This is a genomic window from Halomonas sp. I1, assembly GCF_032334135.1.
Lineage (GTDB): Bacteria > Pseudomonadota > Gammaproteobacteria > Pseudomonadales > Halomonadaceae > Halomonas.
In genome coordinates this window covers 69040-88855 of the sequence record NZ_JAVXUS010000010.1, presented here as the reverse complement: position 1 = coordinate 88855, position 19816 = coordinate 69040, and the positions used below count along the sequence as shown (strand labels likewise).

General features: G+C 64.2%; 19 protein-coding genes. All 19 read right to left on the bottom strand.

The window, feature by feature from the left end:
- Window positions 1-19: 19 nt before the first annotated feature.
- The gene (locus RSO41_RS11805; protein ID WP_315619305.1) at window positions 20-1033 is read right to left on the bottom strand and encodes a patatin-like phospholipase family protein; all 1014 of its coding nucleotides are present in this window, start codon (window positions 1031-1033) and stop codon (window positions 20-22) included.
- Window positions 1034-1047: 14 nt separating this feature from the next.
- A complete protein-coding gene (locus tag RSO41_RS11800) occupies window positions 1048-1905 on the bottom strand; it encodes an alpha/beta hydrolase (RefSeq protein WP_315619304.1) in 858 nt (285 codons plus the stop codon).
- Window positions 1906-1919: 14 nt separating this feature from the next.
- Window positions 1920-2732, bottom strand: coding sequence for an alpha/beta hydrolase (locus RSO41_RS11795; protein WP_315619303.1), 813 nt, complete (start codon window positions 2730-2732; stop codon window positions 1920-1922).
- A gap of 224 nt (window positions 2733-2956) precedes the next feature.
- Window positions 2957-3691, bottom strand: coding sequence for a FadR/GntR family transcriptional regulator (locus RSO41_RS11790; protein WP_315619302.1), 735 nt, complete (start codon window positions 3689-3691; stop codon window positions 2957-2959).
- Between the two features lie 271 nt (window positions 3692-3962).
- Window positions 3963-4982, bottom strand: coding sequence for an Ldh family oxidoreductase (locus tag RSO41_RS11785; RefSeq protein ID WP_315619301.1), 1020 nt, complete (start codon window positions 4980-4982; stop codon window positions 3963-3965).
- A gap of 81 nt (window positions 4983-5063) precedes the next feature.
- Window positions 5064-5861, bottom strand: a complete 798-nt coding sequence (locus tag RSO41_RS11780) for an NAD(P)-dependent oxidoreductase (protein ID WP_315619300.1) — start codon at window positions 5859-5861, stop codon at window positions 5064-5066.
- A gap of 76 nt (window positions 5862-5937) precedes the next feature.
- Window positions 5938-6807, bottom strand: coding sequence for an amidohydrolase family protein (locus RSO41_RS11775; RefSeq protein WP_315619335.1), 870 nt, complete (start codon window positions 6805-6807; stop codon window positions 5938-5940).
- A gap of 2 nt (window positions 6808-6809) precedes the next feature.
- Window positions 6810-7949 carry a mandelate racemase/muconate lactonizing enzyme family protein gene (locus tag RSO41_RS11770; protein WP_315619299.1) on the bottom strand — a complete coding sequence of 380 codons (1140 nt, stop codon included), beginning with the start codon at window positions 7947-7949 and terminating at the stop codon, window positions 6810-6812.
- 33 nt (window positions 7950-7982) lie between these two features.
- Complete coding sequence (locus tag RSO41_RS11765; protein WP_315619298.1) at window positions 7983-9263, bottom strand: TRAP transporter large permease; 1281 nt, start codon at window positions 9261-9263, stop codon at window positions 7983-7985.
- Window positions 9264-9267: 4 nt separating this feature from the next.
- Entirely contained in the window at window positions 9268-9798 is a 531-nt protein-coding gene (locus RSO41_RS11760; protein ID WP_315619297.1) for a TRAP transporter small permease, read from the bottom strand.
- A 69-nt stretch (window positions 9799-9867) separates the two neighbouring features.
- Window positions 9868-10872 carry a TRAP transporter substrate-binding protein gene (locus RSO41_RS11755; RefSeq protein ID WP_315619296.1) on the bottom strand — a complete coding sequence of 335 codons (1005 nt, stop codon included), beginning with the start codon at window positions 10870-10872 and terminating at the stop codon, window positions 9868-9870.
- A gap of 420 nt (window positions 10873-11292) precedes the next feature.
- Window positions 11293-12870, bottom strand: a complete 1578-nt coding sequence (locus RSO41_RS11750; protein ID WP_315619295.1) for an aldehyde dehydrogenase (NADP(+)) — start codon at window positions 12868-12870, stop codon at window positions 11293-11295.
- Between the two features lie 109 nt (window positions 12871-12979).
- The gene (locus RSO41_RS11745) at window positions 12980-14305 is read right to left on the bottom strand and encodes an enolase C-terminal domain-like protein (RefSeq protein WP_315619294.1); all 1326 of its coding nucleotides are present in this window, start codon (window positions 14303-14305) and stop codon (window positions 12980-12982) included.
- Between the two features lie 104 nt (window positions 14306-14409).
- On the bottom strand, window positions 14410-14562 hold the full coding sequence (locus tag RSO41_RS11740; RefSeq protein ID WP_315619293.1) for a hypothetical protein: 153 nt from the start codon (window positions 14560-14562) through the stop codon (window positions 14410-14412).
- Window positions 14563-14574: 12 nt separating this feature from the next.
- Window positions 14575-15891, bottom strand: a complete 1317-nt coding sequence (locus RSO41_RS11735; protein WP_315619292.1) for a TRAP transporter large permease subunit — start codon at window positions 15889-15891, stop codon at window positions 14575-14577.
- Window positions 15891-16403, bottom strand: a complete 513-nt coding sequence (locus tag RSO41_RS11730; protein WP_315619291.1) for a TRAP transporter small permease — start codon at window positions 16401-16403, stop codon at window positions 15891-15893. The genes RSO41_RS11735 and RSO41_RS11730 overlap by 1 nt, the downstream gene beginning before the upstream one ends.
- Window positions 16404-16467: 64 nt before the next feature.
- Window positions 16468-17547, bottom strand: coding sequence for a TRAP transporter substrate-binding protein (locus RSO41_RS11725; protein WP_315619290.1), 1080 nt, complete (start codon window positions 17545-17547; stop codon window positions 16468-16470).
- A gap of 55 nt (window positions 17548-17602) precedes the next feature.
- Window positions 17603-18871: a glucarate dehydratase family protein gene (locus RSO41_RS11720; RefSeq protein ID WP_315619289.1), complete on the bottom strand. Its 1269-nt coding sequence runs from the start codon at window positions 18869-18871 to the stop codon at window positions 17603-17605.
- 18 nt (window positions 18872-18889) lie between these two features.
- A complete protein-coding gene (gene kdgD, locus RSO41_RS11715; protein WP_315619288.1) occupies window positions 18890-19807 on the bottom strand; it encodes a 5-dehydro-4-deoxyglucarate dehydratase in 918 nt (305 codons plus the stop codon).
- Window positions 19808-19816 lie beyond the last annotated feature (9 nt).

Below are 19816 nucleotides of genomic sequence, written 5' to 3'. Positions count from 1 at the left end.
GCGATTTATTCAGTATTTCCTAAGGAGGCGACGTGCCCACCCCGAGCTCACGCTCGCGCCGATCCAGTGCTTCCCTGGCCAGGTGCCGCCCCAGGCGTATCAGCGCCTCGGCACGATGGAATTCGTAGGCACCGCAAACCGTCTTTGGGATCTCGACCAGCACGTCCGGCGGATAGCCCGCCAGCCGGTAATTGGCGATCGCGCCCTGGGCGATATCGAAGGAGGCCAGCATCATGTCGAGGCGCCCCCAGGCATGGCGATCGCGCTCCTGCTTGCCCTTTTCGGCGTCGTCATCCCCGCTACCGAACCCATCGAAGAGTCGACGGGTCGCACCCCGCACGCCCTCCATCCAGCCGCCGAAATCGACCGCACCGGAACGGTCACGTTCTTTCTCGCGAGCCTGCTCCTCAGCGGCTTCCTCGGGCGGCAACAAGGATTCCAGCGTCACCGGCCGCGAGGTGTGAGCAGTGGCGTTGACCGCCATGAGGAAATCCGCACGCACTCCCACCGCCGGCATCACCGGCAGGGGATTTAGCAGGCCACCGTCCACCAGCACCTGGCTCCCCCGATAGACCGGCGTGATCACGCCCGGCACCGCGATGGAGGCCCGAATAGCCTGCAACAACGCCCCGGACTGGAACCATACCTCACGCTGCCGGGTCAGGTCGGTGGCCACGGTGGTCACCGGAATCGGCAGGTCCTCGATCAAGGTATCACCGACCAGTTCCTCGAGCTTGCTCATCACCTTGCTGGCCTTCATGGCCCCCATCGGGCTCCAGGTGACGTCTACCATGCGCAGCACGTCGAAGTAGTCCAGGCGGCAGACCCAGTCACGATAGGCTTCCAGCTCACCCGCCGCATAGACACCAGCCACCAGCGCTCCCATGGAACAGCCCGACAAGGCCACAATCTCGTAGCCCCGTGCCTCGAGCTCCTCGATGACCCCGATATGCGCATAGCCACGAGCACCACCGCTGCCCAGTGCCAGCACCACGCGCCGACCGGTTTCCTCATCGGCATGTCGTTCGGCCATGGTCATCTCCTCCTTCAGGATCGATCAGCGCCCTGCACATGCGCCGCGATCACCGCGGCGACGGCATCGACCCGCTCCGGCTCCAGATGCAGATGGTGACCGCCCGGCAACACTCGCCTCGTCAGCTCGGGGACCGCTGCCCTTCCCCGCGCCATGCCCTCGCGTTCGGCCAGAATGCCTTGCTCTCCCTCGATCAACAGCACACTGCAACGGATGGCGCCCAGCACGGCCAACACCTGATCGGGTGTGAGCCGAACCGGCGAGGCCCAGCGAAGGCGTGAGTCGCTGCGCAACCGCCATTCGCCCCATGCCAGCGCCTCCAGATTCCGCTCGACCAGCGGCGCAACAGTCACCGCATCGATCGGCGTGGCACTGCCGGCCACCCGTGCCGCCACAGCACTTTCGATATCAGCATAGCGTGGCGCCGTCGAGCGTGACCGCCGACGAGCCATCAGGCCCTTGCGCAGTTGACGCGACGAGGCCGATGGGTCAGTGGTGACCGCACCAAGGCCGTCGATCAGGGTCAGGCTCTCGACCCGTTCCGGCAGGCTCGCCGCAAGCAGACAGGCCACCCCGGCGCCCATCGAATGCGCCAGCAACGGCGTACGCTCCAGCCCCAGCGCATCAAGAGCATCCAGCACGTCGTGACAGTAGTCCCAGAGGGCATAATGTCCCTCCCCGGTCAGATGACGGGAATGGCCATGGCCCGCGAAGTCCAGCGCCACGATGCGGATTCCCAGGCGCTCGACCAGCAGAGGCGCGAGCCGTACGAAACTGGCGGCATTGTCGAGCCAGCCATGCAGCGCGAGCCAGGTCGGTGCCCGCGCATCGCCCCAGGACAGGGCGGCCAGCCGACCGTCGGCGAGACGCATGGACGCTTCCGGAATCATCGCCCGGCACCTCCCAGCAGGGTATCGAGCATGGCCAGCAAGGCCTCACGGGTCGCCTGCGGATGCTCCATGGGAAACATGTGGCCACCGGGCACCTTGGCGACACCGACACCTCGGCGCCCCAGGCGGCGCTGTCGTCGAGGCGTGAGCAGCTCAGACTCGCTACCGGCCAATACCCCCAGCGGTACCGTCACGTTGCCGGGCAGGTCATTCAAGTGGTCAGGCAGGTGGCGAAAGATATCCACTTCGATACCGGGGTCGTAGCGCAGTACCACGCTCCCATCCTCGAGTTCCTGGGTGCCGCCTTCGATATAGTCGTCCAGGGCCTGATCGGTGAAACGGCGAAACAGGCCGCGACGGCGCAGATAATCACGCATGGCCGTGCGGTCCGACCAACGGGAGCGGCGTCCCAGGGTCCGACCCGCCGGAGTGACCCGGTCGACAAAACCGAGACGCTTGGCCACCTTCATGGCCATGGCGTCGAGCCCCAGCATCAAGGGCGGATCGAGCATCACCACACAACGGAAGCGTTCCGGTTCCTGCTCGGCCGCCATGGCCGTCAGTACCCCCCCCATGGAATGACCGACGCCGATCACCGGGCCGGAACATTCCCGCAGTTGAGCCAGCAGCTCGTCGCGCAGCGCCAGCCAGTTGTGTCCCACGGGAAAGTCGGGATGGTGACCGAGCTGCTCCACGGGGAGCACATCGAACCGTGACGCGAGCGGCGTCAGGAAACTACGATAACTTCGACCAGGGAAGCCGTTGGCATGGGCAAAGACAAGGGGGGCGGCGATATCGGGCTGGGGCATGGCATCTTCCGGTTCGGCGGGCCGTCTGGTGATAGCAGGCTAACGGGAATACCATGGTGCGCCAAGTCACCTTTCGCCCTGATCATCCACCGACCCCAGGAGTCATCGTGACGCACCGCCCCGACAAGCCCCGCCGAGACACCCGCCTGCGCAACCGAGTCTTCTTCACCACCGTGGCCATTGCCGTGGTCGTCGGACTCTGGCTGGCCCGCTGAGCCCCCGCGTCAGCTGTCCCGATAGCGGGCGTACATGTCCCGCGCGCGATCGAGGTGCTCATGCATCGCCGTGCGCGCCGCCTGGCCGTCACGATCGAGAATGGCCTCCAGGATCCGGGTATGCTCCTGATGCACCAGCTCGAGGTAACGTGCCGAGGCGCTGGGGTCGATATCGACACTGAGCAGCTTGGAGCGAGGGATCATGCTGTCGCTCAAGGGCTCGTAGAAGCGGTCGAAGAACACATTGTGCGTCGCCTTGACGATGGCATGGTGAAAGGCAAAATCCTCGCGACGTGCCTGGGACTGGCCGGCCTGCACCTTGGCGAACTCCGCATGCCGCGCCTCGAGCCTCGTGCGGTCATCACCGTCATGCCGTAACGCGGCCAGTTCGGCGGCACTGGGTTCCAGCGTCAACCGCAGCTCCAGAACCTGGAGAATATCCTCAACGGTCCTGGGGCTAATGTGCACGGCCGGTCGCGGCTCGGCCACATCGGTGCGCAGTACCGTCGTCCCGACCCCTCGGCGGGTCTCGACCAACCCCAGCGACTTGAGATGAGTGATCGCTTCGCGAATCACCGTACGACTGACGCCGAAGGCATCACACAATTCGCTCTCGGTGGGCAACTTGCTGCCCACCGGCGCATCCCCCGAGGTGATCCGTCGCTCGAGCTGCTCCAGAACCGCCTTGGACAGGCTGCCTTCGCGAGTGATGCGTTTGACGCCCCATGAATTCGATACCGTCATCTCACATCCTTTTGACATTGACCACCGCGCCACTGTGCGCGGCAAAGCCGAGTGCTCGGATCAGCGATCACTCCTCGCCCCTTGATATCGACACGGCGCAGACCCATCGCCATTGTGTTACCTCTCATTGCCTACCTTGCTTCAACCATCATGACGTCATCGAGGCTGGAAGCCTTCCCCATTTCATCATATATCACACCAGATGACTTCACCGTTCCTCGCACCCCGGCTCGTGTCTTGAGAGCGCGTCGGCAGACGTCACAAGCCATCGCTATACCCGACGACGCAAGTCATCCAGCTCCTGGTACAACGCCTCGGGAATCGTGACACCCCGCTCGCGGCTGCGCCGGCGCGCCGCATGGCGTCGCTGTGAGGGCAACCGCGCCCCCTGCCCCAGCACGCCCTCGAACAACGCTTCGGCACGCGCCAGGTGGTCGTCCGCCTCGTCGCCGAGCAGGGTCCGCGGATCGATCACCAGGATCAGCTCGCCGTGCCAGGGCCGCCCGTCCCCATCGTCACTGGCCGGCCGGGTCTCATGCCCCAGCAGGTCGCCGATCAGCGGCCCCGCCAGCAGCTCGATCATGATCGACAGCGCCGAGCCCTTGTAGCCCCCGAACGTCAGCATCGCGCCTTCCAGCGCCTTGACGGGATCGGTGGTCGATCCCCCATCCGCGTCGATGGCCCAGCCTTCGGGGATCGCGTCCCCGGCGCGACGATGCAGCTCGATCTCCCCTCGCGCCACCACGCTGGTGGCGAAATCGAAGGTGTAGGGAAAGGTCCCGGGGCGCGGCCAGGAAAAGGCGATGGGGTTGGTGCCCAGCAAGGGCGCATGGCCGCCCGCCGGGGCGACGAAGGCATGGCTCGGCGTCATCGCCAGGGCCACCAGCCCCGCCTCCGCCAGGGACTCCACCTCGGGCCACAGCGCCGAGAAGTGGAAGGCGTTGTTGATCGCCAGCAACGCCACGCCGTTGGTGCTCGCCGTCTCGATCAGGGTCGGCCGCGCCCGCTCGAACGCCAGCAGCGAGCATCCCCGGCGGGCATCGGCACGCACGATACCGGGTGCCGCCCGAGAGATCTCGGGGACCGCATCGGGGCTCACGCCGCCCTTCTGCAGGGTCTCGATGCAGCCGATCAATCGATACACCCCGTGGGAATGACATTCGTCGCGCTGCGCCGCCACGACGCTGCGCGTGATGGCACCGGCATGCGCCTCGTCGAAGCCATGCCGCGTCAGCACCTCCCGGCTCAGCGTCTCCAGTTCCTCCAGTGTCAGATCGACGGTATCCGCCATCGAGCGCCTCTCCTTTCCTTGCCATGGGGCCCTCACGGTGATCGGGCTCGAACACCGTGAGGGCCAATCCAGAACCGCCGCTCAGTCGTCGGGGTGGCCCTGTGCGACGAATTTTCCGCCTTGATAGACGACCGTCGGATCATCGGGATCGATGGTGCCGGCGGCGGCCTCGACCTCGGCCCGCCAGGGCTCGGAGCTGTCGCGAGGGGCCCAGCCGAGGAACGAAGCGCTGGTGTTGTCCCACCAGGTCTCGTGATTGGCCGATACCCCATAGACCACGGTGTTCCCCAGTCTGGGGGCCACGAAGGCACGCTCGAGCAGGGCGACGAAGTCCTCGACACTCAGCCAGGTCGCCATCATCCGTGTGTCCGCCGGCTTGGGAAAGCAGGAGCCGATGCGCACGCTCAGCGTCTCGACGCCGAACTTGTCGTGATAGAGGCTGGCCAGGTCCTCGCCGAAGCACTTCGAGACCCCGTAGAGGGAATCGGGACGGTGCGGCACCTGATTGTCGATCCGCGTGGTGCGCGGATAGAAGCCGATGGTGTGGTTCGAACTGGCGAACACGATGCGCGGCTTGCCCAGGTTCCGCGCCGCCTCATAGAGGTTGTAGACCCCGATGATGTTCGACTGGAGGATGCCCTCCCAGGGTTTCTCCACCGACACCCCGCCCAGGTGGACGACGCCGTCGCAGTCCGCCACCAGGGCGTTGACCGCCTGGGCATCGGCCAGGTCGCAGGGCACGATCTCCTCGTGCTCGGCCGCCTCGCCCAGGTCGGCGACGTCCGACAGCCGCACGCGATGGGCCAGCCGGGCGAGATGGGGGCGAATGGCCTTGCCCACGCCACCGGCGGCGCCGGTGACCAGAATCCGATTCAGCATCAGTGATCTCCTTCGATAGCGAGTCGCCCCGTGGCGGGGCCTCCGGGAAAGATGGGGCCGAGTGCAGACGGGTGCATCAGGCACCGAAGCCGTACAGCGCGGCCGGGTTGTCGACCAGGATCTTCTGGCGCGCCTCGGGGCTCGCCCATTCCAGCAGCACGTCGAGCTGCTCGGCATCGTCGGGATACTGCGCACGCGGCACCCCGACGTGGGGCCAGTTGCTGCCCCACAGGATACGCTCCGGGGCATGGGCGATGACGCGCCGGGCGATGGCGCCGACATCGGCGTAGTGCGGCCCGCCCGCCAGGCTGGCCTCGTAGCCGGCGCAGATCTTGAACCAGGCGTTGCCGCGATCGAGCAGCCGCAGGATCTCGTCGACGCGCCGGTCGTCTGCCGGCACCGGGTCCATGAACTTGCCGATGTGGTCGATGATGTAGTCGCCCTCGAGGCGGCGCAGCGCGTCCCGATGGTCGTCGAGGTGGCGGCCGTTGAACTGCACCATCAGGTGCCAGCCCAGCGGCCGGATGCGCCGCTCGACCTCGCCCATCCGGTCGATCGTCACCGCACCGCCGGGCAGCTGCATGATGCGCGCACCGCGCACGCCCTGGGCGTGCCAGGCCTCGAGCTCGCGGGGCGAGGTCTCCGGCGTTACCGCCGCCACGCCGCGGGCCTTCTCGGGGCCGAGCTCGGCCAGGGCCTCGAGCAGGGCCGCATTGTCGCGCTGATAGGCGTTGGACTGGGTGACCACCACCCGCTCGAGGGACAGCCGACGCTGCACGCGGCGGTAATCCTCGACCGTGGCCAGTTCGGGAATCGCCGGGCCACCGGGCCGGGCCCGATGGCCCGGCAAGTAAAGATGGATATGGCAATCGGTGGCCCCCGGCGGCGCCTGCAGTCGAGGCGCCGGTCCATCCAGCGGCCGGGTGTTGGCGGGAACCTCGGACACGGTCATTCCTCCTCCTTCAGGGCGAACCGCTGCAGGGCGTCGCGATCGATGGTGACCCCCAGCCCCGGGCCGTCGGGGATGCGCACCACGCCGTCCCGATGCTCGAGCGGCGTCTCGACCACCGCCTGGCGGAAGGGATTGGTGGTGCGGTCGAACTCCAGGATCGGCTCGAGGGGCCGGCGACGCGGCGGATTGGGCGGCAGCGCCGCCATGCACTGCAGGCTGGCGGCGATGCACACCGCCGTGCCCCAGACGTGCGGCACCAGGCGCACGCCGAACATCGCCGCCATGTCGACGACCCGACGCATCTCGCTGAACCCGCCGACGCCGCAGACGTCGGGCTGAGCGATGTCCACGGCGCGGGTCGACAGCGGCTCGAGCATCGCGTAACGGCCGTGCCAGTTCTCGCCGCTGGCCACGGGGATCTGCTGACCCTGGCGCACGGCGCGGTAGGCGTCGAGCTGCTCGGGCAGCACCGGCTCCTCGAACCAGTCGATGCCGAAGGGCTCGGCGCGCTTGCCGACCTCGATGGCCTCGAGCGGGTCATAGCCGTGGTTGGCGTCGATCATCAGCCGGCGCTCGGGGCCGATCGCCTCGCGCACGGCGGCGATGGCGCGCAGGTCTTCCTCGACATCGAAGCCGATCTTGATCTTGACGCCATGGAAGCCCTCTCGGGCATAGCCGGCCACCTCCTCGGCGACGTCCTGCACCCGGTCCACCCCGTCGCGGCGGAACGAACCGGTGGCATAGGCGCGGACCTCCTCGCGGAAGCGCCCGCCGAGCAGCTCGCTGATCGGCGCGCCGTAGCGTTTGCCCTTGATGTCCCAGAGCGCGATGTCGATGCCGCTCAGGGCGGTCATGGTCAGGCCCCGCTGGCCCTGATCACGCAGCCGGTTGTAGAGCTCGAGCCACAGCTTCTCGGTCTCGAGCGGGTCGGCCCCGACCAGGGCGCCGGCATAGAGCCCGACGATGGTGGCGTTGGCCCTGGCCGGGCCCAGGCACTCCCCCCAGCCCACGGTGCCGTCGTCGCAGACGATCTCCACCAGGCAATGCTGGCGCCGCTCGAAGCGCATCGAGGCGCTCTCGAAGGCCTGGTCGAGCTGGTAGTCGAGGATGTGCGTGTGCACGCGTTCGATCTTCATCGTGGTTTCCTGTCCCAACGGGTGCGAGAAGCGTTACTGGAAGAAGGACGGCAGCGTCAGCGAGACCGCGGGCACGTAGGTCACCAGCATCAGTACGGCGAACAGCGCCAGATAGAAGGGCCAGATGGTGCGCACCGCCTGCTCGATCTTGATCTTGCCGATCACGCTGCCGACGAACAGGCAGGAGCCGACCGGCGGCGTGCACAGCCCCAGTCCCAGGTTGATCATCAGGATGATGCCGAACTGGATGGGATCCATGCCGAACTGGGCGGCGACCGGCAGGAAGATCGGCGTGCAGATCAGGATCAGCGCCGCCATGTCCATGATCATGCCGAGCCCGAGCAGCAGCAGGTTGAGCATCAGCAGGATCACGTAGGGGTTGTCGGAGATCGCCAGCAGGGCGTTGCTGAGCAGCTCCGGCACGCTGTACAGCGCCAGCAGATAGGAGAAGGCCGAGGCACAGCCCACCAGGATCATCACCAGCGAGGTCGTGCGCACCGACTGGTAGACGGCCTGCTTGAACGATGCCCAGCGCAGCTCGCGATACACCAGTCCGGTGACCACGATGGCGTAGATGGCCCCGAAGGCGCCGGACTCGGTCACCGTGAGGATGCCGGACAGCACGCCGCCGACGATGATGACCGCCGTCAGCAGGCCGGGCAGCGCCGCGGCGAAGCTGACGATCAGCGCCTGCCAGCCCGGGAAGGTCTCGCCGGCATAGCCCCGCTTGACGGCCACCACATAGGCGGCGACCGCCAGGGCCAGGCACATCAGGATGCCGGGCACGATGCCCGCGATGAACAGTTGGGTCACCGAGATGCCGCCACCGGCGGCCACGGCGTAGAGAATCATGTTATGGCTGGGGGGAATCACCACCCCGGCGACCGACGAGGTCACGGTCACGTTGACCGCATAGTCAGCGTCATAGCCCTTCTCCTTCATCACCGGCACCAGGATCGAGCCGAGCGCCGAGGTATCGGCGACCGCCGACCCGGAGATGCCGCCGAACAGCATCGAGGAAGAGACGTTGACCAGCCCGAGTCCGCCGCGCACCCGGCCCACGGCGGCGGAGGCCAGGCGCACCAGGCGATTGGAGATGCCGCCGTGGAGCATCAGCTCGCCGGCGAAGATGAAGAAGGGAATCGCCAGCAGCGAAAACACCGAGATGCCCGAAAGAATGCGTTGGAAACCGACGAACAGCGGTAACCCTTCATAGAGAAAGGTGACAACGGACGCCAGTCCCACCGCGAAGGCCACCGGCGCACCGACGACCAGGCCCAGGAAGAAGACACCGAAAAGAATCAGCAGGCCCATGAGGTTAACTCCCGGAAGGCGTCACGAGACGCTGGACGATATTGACGAAGGAGAACAGCACCATCAGGGCACCACAGATGACCAGTGGCAGCGCACGCCAGCTCTCGGAGAGACCGATCATGGGAATGGGACGCCCGATGTTGTCCAGCACCATGATGCCGCCCTGCCAGGCCATGAAGGCGCCGAACAGGACCACGAAGACATCGGCGACATGGCGCATCAGCGCCCGGGGAATCGCCGGCAGCCCCTCGCGGATGAAGTCGATGCTGAGGTGGGTCTTGTTGCGCACGCCGGCGGCCGCCCCCAGGCAGGTCACGTACACCACGATGAGCAGCGATGACTGCTCGACCCAGGTCGGGGTGTCGTTGAGCACGTAACGGCCGAAGACCAGCCAGCCAAAGGAAGCGATCAGGAAGACGAGAAGCACGCCCGACACGACGATGCAGGCGTGGGCGATGCCATCCAGCGTCCTGTCCACGGCGGAGGGCGTCGCGACGCCCTCTCCCGCGGGGACTCGATCAGAATATGTGCTCACTTTGTGCAGTCCTTTCGAGGAGCCCCGGCCCGATTCCGGCACCGGAGCCCCGAGTGGGAATGGACAGAATCACCCCTGCGCGGCCCGAACATCCTCGACCAGCGCCTCGAGGTCGGGGTGTTCCTGGACGAAACCGTCATAGATGGGCTGCATCTTCTCCTGGAAGGCGGCCTTGTCCTCCACCTCGTTGATCTCCACGCCGGCGTCGAGCACCATCTGACGGCTGCTCTGGGCACGCTCTTCCCAGAGCTGGCGCTGTTCTTCGGCGGCATTCTGCGCCGCCTCGCGCACGATGCCGCGATCCTCTTCGGACAGTTCCTGCCACGTCGACTCCGCCACGCACAGGCACTCCGGCAGGATCAGATGCTCGGTGAGGGAATAGTATGTCGCCACTTCGTAGTGGCCACTGGATTCGTAGGAGGGATAGTTGTTCTCGGCGCCGTCGATGACGCCGGTCTTGAGCGACTGGTAGACCTCGCTGTAGGCCATCGGCGTGGCATTGCCGCCCAGCTCGTCGATCATCTGCACATAGAGATCGTTGTTCATGACGCGGACCTTCAGGCCCTCCACGTCCGCCGGCGTCTCGACCGGATGGTCGGTATTGTAGAGGCTGCGGGCCCCCGAGCCGAACCAGGAGAGCGCGACGAGATTCTTCTCGGCCAGCGCATCGGCGAAGCGATCGCCGACCTCGCCGTCCATGACGCGATACATGTCATCGGGACTCTGGAAGATGAACGGCAGCGACAGGATGTTGGTGGCCGGGACGATCGGTCCCATCGGCCCCATGTTGAAGTTGGCGAAATCCAGGGCCCCGTTGCGCGTCTGCTCGATGGCATCCGGCTGATCCCCCAGCACGGCATTATGGTAGACCTTGGGCTCGACTCTCCCCTCTGTCTTCTCGGCGACTTCCTCGGCAAAGCTCTCGAGAGCGACGCTGTTCGGATAGGACGGCGGGTGGATGTTCCACCCTCGCCACTGTTCGGCCTGGGCCGGGATCGAGATGACCGAGACGACACCGGCCAGGGCAGTCATTTTCAGGATCTTGCTGTTTTTAGTGGTCTTGTTGGTCAGCATGAAGCGCTCCTTACTTACGGGTTCAGGTGAACTTTTTTTATGCTTCTTGCGGTCGGCCAGGAGACTCTGGCCGGTCTTTTTTAATATCATACATCATATGAATGACAAGCTAGCCAGCCTTCACTCGGCTTACAAGGAAGATCGGACAGATTTAGACCAAAGTGTGAATATGCTCGGTACCCCGCTCCGACGTGGAGACCTTTCCTGGCCAAACCAAATCGCCCCCTGGATGCCGGGCTCGACAGCTGACACCGCGACTACCTGCTCTACTCGCCGGAGAAGGCCGACTTCCCTCCCCTGGTGACCTTCCGCGACTGGTTGCTGGAACGCACGGATCGGCGCGGCAGGAGGCCATAAAAAAGGCGGCCCGAAGGCCGCCAGACACTTACCGCTTGCCAATCTGAACGTGAACGCCTTGCCTCAGGCCTCGCGCTGGCCGTCGACCAGGCGGCTGACGCCGGCCGGGTTGCCGTCGCGCAGCGCCTCGGGCAGCAGCCCCTGGGGCAGGTTCTGGTAGCACACCGGGCGCAGGAAGCGGTGGATCGCCGCGCTGCCCACCGAGGTGGTGCGCGCGTCCGAGGTGGCCGGATAGGGCCCGCCGTGGACCATGGCGTGGCACACCTCGACGCCGGTCGGCCAGCCGTTGGCCATCACCCGCCCGGCGCGGCGCTCCAGGGTCGGCAGCAGGGCGCGAGCCGCGTCCAGGTCGCCGTCGTCCATCTGCAGGGTCGCGGTGAGCTGGCCTTCCAGGGCCTCGGCCACGCGCTTGACCTCGTCGAGGTCGGCGCATTCGACCACCAGCGAGGTGGCGCCGAAGACCTCGGCCTGCAGCGCCTCCTCACGTAGGAAGTCCTCGGCCGAGGCCACGAACAGCCCGGTCTGGCAGGCGTTGGGGCCGTCGCCGGCCGCGCCGCGGGCGACCTCGCGGGCCTGGCTGCTGGCCATCAGACCGTCGACCCCCTGCACGTAGGCGTCATGGATGCCCGGGGTCAGCATGGTCTGGGCCGCGGAGGCCTTCACCGCCTCGCCGGCAGACGCCACGAAGTCATCGAGCGCCTCGCCTTTGACGGCGATCACCAGGCCGGGGTTGGTGCAGAACTGGCCGGCGCCCATATTGAGCGAGCCGACGAAGGCCTCGCCCAGCGCCTGGCCGCGGGCCTCGAGCGCTTCCGGCAGCACGAACACCGGGTTGATCGAACTCATCTCGGCGTAGACCGGGATCGGCTCGGGACGCGCCTGGGCCGCCTGTACCAGGGCGGTGCCGCCGCCGCGCGAGCCGGTGAAGCCCACCGCCTTGATGCGCGCATCGCGCACCAGCGCCTGGCCGAGTTCGCGGCCGGAGCCGTAGAGCAGCGAGAACACGCCCTCGGGCAGCTCGCAGCGGGCCACGGCGCGCTGCACGGCGCGGCCGACCAGCTCGGAGGTGCCGGGGTGGGCGGCGTGGGCCTTGACCACCACCGGGCAGCCGGCGGCCAGCGCGGAGGCGGTGTCGCCACCGGCCACCGAGAACGCCAGCGGGAAGTTGGAGGCGCCGAACACGGCCACCGGGCCCAGGGCGATATGGCGCTGGCGCAGGTCGACGCGCGGCATCGGCGCCCGCTCCGGCAGCGCCGGATCGAGGCGCACGTCGAGCCACTCGCCGGCGCGCACGACGTTGGCGAACAGGCGCAGCTGGCCGCAGGTACGGCCGCGCTCGCCCTCCAGCCGCGCCCGCGGCAGGCCGGACTCGGCCATGGCGCGCACGATGAGGTCGTCGCCGATGGCCTCGATCTCCTCGGCCACGGTCTCGAGGAAGCGGGCGCGGGCCTCGAGGCCGGTCTCGCGGTAGGCATCGAAGGCCGCCCAGGCGAGCTCGCAGGCCTGCTCGACCTCGGCCTGGCCGCCGGCGGGGTAGGCCGGGGACAGGGTCTCGCCGGTGGCGGGGTCGACGGCATGGATCGGTTTGCCGTCGCTGGTCACGGCCCGCTGGCCGATCAGTTGCTTGCCTTCCAGAGTCATGCGGCTACTCCTGTCATGGGGCGCCGGATCACGGCGCCGTTCAGGTCGGGCGAGGCGGCGCATACCGACTCGCCGAGCGATGGGGTGTGGATATCTCAGCGAATCCGCCTCAACGGACCAGGGCGGGACGCTTGGGATCGAACTCCCAGCCCTGGATCAGGTACTGCATCGCCATGGCGTCGTTGCGCTGGGTGACGTCGAGGCGCCGGTACTTCTCGTGCGCCTCCATGAGCTTGTCGTCGTCCAGCTCGATGCCAAGGCCCGGCGTCTTGGGCACGGTCAGCTTGCCGTCAAGGATCTGGAACGGCTCCCTGGTGATGCGCTGGCCGTCCTGCCAGATCCAGTGAGTGTCGATGGCGGTGATCTCGCCCGGGCAGGCGGCGGCCACGTGGGTCATCATCGCCAGCGAAATATCGAAGTGGTTGTTGCTGTGCGAGCCCCAGGTCATGCCCCACTCGTGGCACAGCTCGCCCACCGCCACGGCGCCCTGCATGGTCCAGAAGTGGCAGTCGGCCAGCGGGATGTCGACCGAGTTGAGCTGCACGGCCAGCTGCAACTGCTTGTAGTCGGTGGCGATCATGTTGGTGGCGGTGGGCAGCCCGGTGCGTTTCTTGAATTCCGCCATGGTCTCGCGACCGGAGAAGCCGCCTTCCTGGCCGCAGGGGTCCTCGGCGTAGCTGAGCAGATGCTTGATCGGCTCCAGCACCCGCACCGCCTCGTCCAGCGTCCAGGCACCGTTGGGGTCCAGGGTCAGGCGCGCCTCGGGGAAGGCCTCGTGCAGCGCGCGGATGCAATCGGCCTCCTCCTCGCCGTGCAGCACCCCGCCCTTGAGCTTGAAGTCCCTGAAGCCGTAGCGGTCGTAGGCGGCCTTGGCCAGGTTGGCGACGGCGTCCGGTGTCATGGCCTCGCGATAGCGCACCTCGTCCCAGGCGTCGACCGGGTCGGCCACGCGGGGATACGGCAGGTCGGTCTTGTCCGGGTCGCCGAGCAGGAACAGGTAGCCCAGCGCCTCGACCTCGTCGCGCTGGCGACCGTACTGGCCCAGCAGGTCGGCCACCGGCATGCCCAGCGCCTGACCGAAGAGATCGAACAGCGCCGATTCGATGGCGGTAATGACGTGCACGGCCACGCGCAGATCGAAGGTCTGGCGACCGCGCTCCTCGGGGCCGCCCTGGGCCAGGAGATCACGGGCCTGGCTGAGCACCCGCTTGACCTCGTTGACCCGCGCGCCCTCCACCAGGCCACGGCACTTCTCCAGGCCGTTCAGGATGCCTTCGCTGGAGGGGATCTCGCCGACCCCACGGTTACCCGACTCGTCCTCCAGCACCAGCACGCAGCGGATGAACCAGGGCGCGTGGCCGCCGCTCAGGTTGAGCAGGAAGCCGTCTTCGCCGGCGATCGGCACGACGTTCATCTTGGTGATCTTGGGAAACATGAGGTGTTGTCTCTTACAGTCGATCAACAGAGAGGGCACACGCCCTCCCCCTTGGCTCCAGTTAGAGCTGTCATTGGCGTGCATAAGGAAATAACGTCGCCCAATTACAGCTGCATGATCCAGATGATGATTCCTGAGGCCACCAGGCCGGCGACCTCCGGCCAGAAGCCGAAGCGAAACTGGTTCACCTCTTTGGGCGAATCGCTGACTGTCAACTCATCGTCCTGCCGGGTCAGTTCGTCGTTGCGCAGCTTCATGGTCAATTCCTTCTAGCCGAACATCAGGTTGGGTAGCCACAGAGCCAACTGTGGAAAAAACAGTATCAGCGCCATGCCGATTACCTGCAGGCCAATGAATGGCAGTACCGCGCGGAAGATATGCTGCAACTCAATCCCTTCAGGCGCCACACTCTTGAGGAAGAAGCAGGCCGGCCCGAACGGTGGAGATAGATAGTAGATCTGTATATTCATGGCGAACAGTACGCCGAACCACACTGGGTCGTAGCCCAGTCCCACCACCACCGGGGCGAAGATCGGTACAGTGATGAAGATGATTGCGATCCACTCGAGGAAGGTACCCAGCACCATGACAATCAGCATCATGATGGCAATTACCGCCAGCGGCGGTACTTCGAGTCCCTGCAGGAAGTTGGTCAGAAAGCTGACGCCACCGATCAGATTATAGATGCCGACGAGACTTACCGCCCCCAGTACCAACCAGATAATTGAGCCTACAGTCAGCGCCGTCTGGCGCATGGCGTCGCGAATCATCCGGTAGGAAAACTGCTTGAGGATGGCGGCGACGATCATCGCCCCCACCGCTCCCATGGCGGCAGCCTCAGTTACCGTGGTGATGCCGGTGTAGATCGCTCCCAGAACACAGCCGATCAGGATGAACGGCAGGATCGCTCCCTTGAGGTACTTGAGACGCTTGTGCAACGGTAGCGCAGTCTCTGGGATGTCATTGATCGGCGCCAATGCCGGGTTGAGACGACAGCGGATCAATATATAGGTAATATAGATGGCAGCCAGGACCATACCCGGCACGGCACCAGCGGCGAATAATTTAGTAATCGACACCTGGGCGGCCAGACCGTAGACAATCATCACTACCGAGGGTGGAATCAGCGTTGCCAGGGCACCGGCGGCACAGATGATGCCAATTGACAGATTTCGATCATAGCCCAGGCGCAGCATCTGTGGCAGAGCGATCAGACCTAACATGACGATCTCACCACCCATGATGCCGCTCATTGCGGCGAGTATCACCGCTACCACACAAGTCTGCACGGCCACCGAGCCACGAGCACGACCACCAAGAATCGACATGCTGTCGAACAATGCATGGGCAATTCCTGAACGTTCCAGCACATTGGCCATGAACACGAAAAATGGTACAGCAACAAGCTCATACTTCTCGAGCACGTGGTAGACATTAGATGCTACCAGGAATAGACCATCCGTTCCGTAATATAGAAGTGCGGTAACCACCGACACAGTCAGTGTTGTGACTCCCAGAGGAATACCGAAAGCCATCAACGCCAGAAGCGCTAGAACAATCAACAAAGTGACGACTTCAATACCCATTATTCGGCCCCTCCTTTGGCTCGTTCCTCGAACCAGTGAACCACATTGGCGAGCAACTGAAGGAGATAGAGAAAGGCCCCTACTACGAGAGTCGGTTTGAGATATGCTGGCAAAAGTGGGTTAAAAGAACTTCCACTTCGTTGACCACCATGCAAAGCCGTCATCGCAGGCTCCCAGGTGGCCCAGATCAGCATTGCCAAAGCAAAAATGGCGACTCCCAGCGAAACCAGTTCCATCTTCTTCCAAACATGGACGGGCACCACTAACTCCATCATCGTGATGGCAATATGCCGCTTTCGCTGTGTCACATAACCGCTAGTCATCACCCAGCCGGTGGCACACAACGCCATGACCGTCTCGAAGGTCCACTGGGTGGGAGAATTAAAGATATAGCGCATGGCCACCTCAAGAGCGGACAGCACAATGCAGGCGAAGAACAACACGGCACAGGCATAGCCGATGAAAGCGCTGACCCGGTCCATGCCTGCCGCCAGTCGGCTGAGTAGTCGCATAGCAGACTCCAGTCAGAAAAAGGACCACGACAACGCCCGTTGTCGTGGTCCCCAAGGTAAGATATCAGTCCTGACTCTCTTGAGAGGCAGCAACAGTTTCAGCTGTATCACCCCCCTTGAGAAGGCCAGTTTCACGCATATACTCGAGGTGAGCTTGTAATGCCTGTTGCGCCAATTCGCTCTTATCGCCGAACGCTTCCCAGGCACCGCGGGCGATCTCGCGGAACTGGTCGCGCTCTTCCTGCGGCCAGTCGATGACGGTCATGTCTTCCTTCTTCTTGTCCCGAGCCACCAGGCTCTCGTCCTTCTCCTGAACGGCTTTGGCCAGGTCGTGGAAGGCATTATAAAACCATTGCCCCAGGGCCTTCTGGTCCTCCTCGCTAAGCGACTCCCACGTCTGCTGATTGAGAGTAAACTGCTGCGACGACATACTGTGTATGCCCGGATAGATCGGGTACTTGGCGATGTCGTGAAGGCCCGAGGCATCGTTATTGACGTAGGCGGAGGCATCAGCCGCGTCGACCACGCCCTGCTGCAACGAGGTGTAGACTTCAGAGAAGGGAATATTGACGGGTGTCGCCCCGGCACGCTCAAACACTGCCGCCGCTAAGCCTTCTGGCGACCGAATTTTCACGCCTTCAAGGTCTTCTACGCTACGGATAGGAACAGCAGCCACCAAAGCCTCGCGCTTGTAGGGCCCACAGCCGACCACTTTAATCTTGTCACCAACCTGAGCGTCGATAGCCTTCTGCAAGACATCTTCTCCCCCACCTTTCTGGCAGAAGTCGAGGAACTGCGAAGGTTTGTCGTAGCCGGCAATCAAATCGCCCATCAAGGCAAATACCGGATCCTTTCCGGTAAAGTAAGCAGGGGCCGTCATGTCGCCATCCAGCAAGCCCATGGAAACCGCCTCCATGGTTTCCTTATAGGGCACTACACTACCAATGGGCATCAGATTTATGGAAACGTCTCCATCGGTCACTTTCTCAAGCTTGGGCGCCCAATTTTCCTGCAGGTATTGGTAGGCAAAATCACCCGAATTGAAGGAAGTCTGCACTTTCAAATCTGCAGCCTGAGTGGTACCGGAAAATGTCAGAGCAGCGCTTGCCAGAACTATGGAATGAGCTAGGGTGCGAATCTGCATGTTGGTATCCTTGTAGCTATTGTCGATTCAACATTGGAAAGCCTCACGTGAGGCGTCAGAAGCGGGGTACTTTCCCGGTCCAGTTGGGGTCGTACTTCTGCATCTCCTTCACATCGTTGCGCGAACGGATGCCACACTCCTGAAAGTTGCGCTCGAGTTGTTGCAGGGCGTTACGATCCAGCTCGACGCCCAACCCGGGCGCATCGGGGACGCGTACGCTTCCGTCCTCGAAGGGAATCTTGCCACCAAGAATGACCTCCTCCTCCTGCCAGGGATAATGTGTGTCACAAGCGTAGGTGAGGTTATCGATCGACGCGGCGGCATGAGTCATGGCCATCAGACTGATGCCCAGGTGAGAGTTGGAGTGCATGGACAATCCCAGCCCCCAGGTCTCACAGACGCGGGCCAAATCCCGGGTCGCCTGTAACCCGCCCCAGTAGTGATGGTCAGAGAGGATCACATCCACAGACTGTTTGGCGATGGCCTCGGGGAAGTCGAAGAAGCCGATCACGCACATATTGGTGGCCAACGGTATAGTGGCCGACTGGTGAACCTCGGCCATGCCGCCCTTGCCGGGGGCGGGATCCTCGAGATACTGCAACAGCCCTTCCATCTGCGGGAGCAGGCGCTTAGTGGTCTCAGGTGTCCAGCCGCCGTTGGGGTCGATACGCAGAGGATGCTCAGGGAAAGCCTCGTGCAGCGCATGGATCGCCGCTAGCTCATGTTCAGGCTGGAAAACGCCACCCTTGAGCTTGATCGACTGGAAGCCATACTGATCTATCATCTGCCTGGCCGAGCGCACCACGTCTTCGGGAGTCAGGATCTCTCCCCAGGCATCAGCCCAATCGTCCTGGCTGAACTGGTGACGACCATACTTATAGAATAAATAGGCGCTATAGGGCACGACATCGCGGACCTTCCCGCCCAACAAGTCACAAACGCTGCGCTCGGTGATCTTGCCTATCAGATCGAGGAAGGCAACCTCGAAGGCAGCGAAGATGCGCGGCACTGTGGTGGCATGGTTAGTACCGGGGGCCAGCTCAATGCCTTCCCCTTGAGACACAGTGGAAACAGACTCCCCGACGATGGCTTTCAACTCATTGAGGTGGAAGACATCGACGCCTGGCAAACGGGAGGCCACCGTCTGCAATTGTGACAGTGTCTGCTCATCTCCATACGACTCGGAGAGACCGTAGCGGCCGTCTTCGGTTATCACTTCGATGATCGAACGCAGGGCCCAGGGCTCATGAATACCACTCACATTGAGCAGTGGCGGATCACGGAAAGCAACCGGGGTGACGACGACCGATGAAATGCGGGACATGACTCGACTCCAGTGCAACTAGAATGAATGAGCACGCTCGACAAGCTTTACAAGCAGAGCCCGCTCATCGGCATTCGGCATCTCCAGCGGCGCACGAACGCTGCCGGCGGGACGCCCAATGATCTCGGCGCCGGCCTTGATCAGGCTGACCGCATAGCCGGCCTTGTGGTCGCGGAGGTCGACGAAGGGCACGAAGAACTCGCGCGAGATGCGACGCACGGTGTCGGTGTCGCCGGCCCGCAGCGCCTTGTAGAAGGTGACCGCCATGTCCGGCACGAAGTTGAACACGGCGCTCGAGTAGGTGTTCACGCCGACGGCCAGGTAGGCCTCGGCCATGATCTCGGCGGTGGGCACGCCGCCCACGTAGGCCAGGCGGTCGCCGACGGTCTTGATGATGCGGTTGAGGGCCTGCATGTCGCCCTTGCCGTCCTTGAGGCCGACCAGGTTGGGGCAGGCATCAGCCAGGCGCTGTACCGAGGCAGGTTTCATCACACCATTGCCACGGTTGTAATAGATCACGCTGATGGACGTCGCATCGCAGATCTGGCGGGCGTACTCCACCAGGCCATCCTGGGGGCATTCCGTCAGGTAGGGCGGCATCAGCAGGATGCCGTCGGCGCCCTCCTCCTCGGCGATCTTCGCAAAAGCACTGCCGGTGGCCACGCTCAGACCGGCGCTGGCGATCACCGGCAGCTTGCCGTCGACGACCTCAACCGCCAGACGCACGATTTCGCGGAACTCGTCCTGGGACAGGTTGAAGAACTCCCCGGTGCCGCCGGCGACGAACACCGCCGAGATCTCGTGGCTGATGAACCACTCGAGGCGATGACGATAGCTTTCGGCATCGAAACGCCCTTCGGCGTCGAAATCGGTAATCGGGAAAGACAGCAGACCATCGCTGATCGCTTTCTTGACATCTTCGCGTGTAAAGGTCACCGGCTCGTC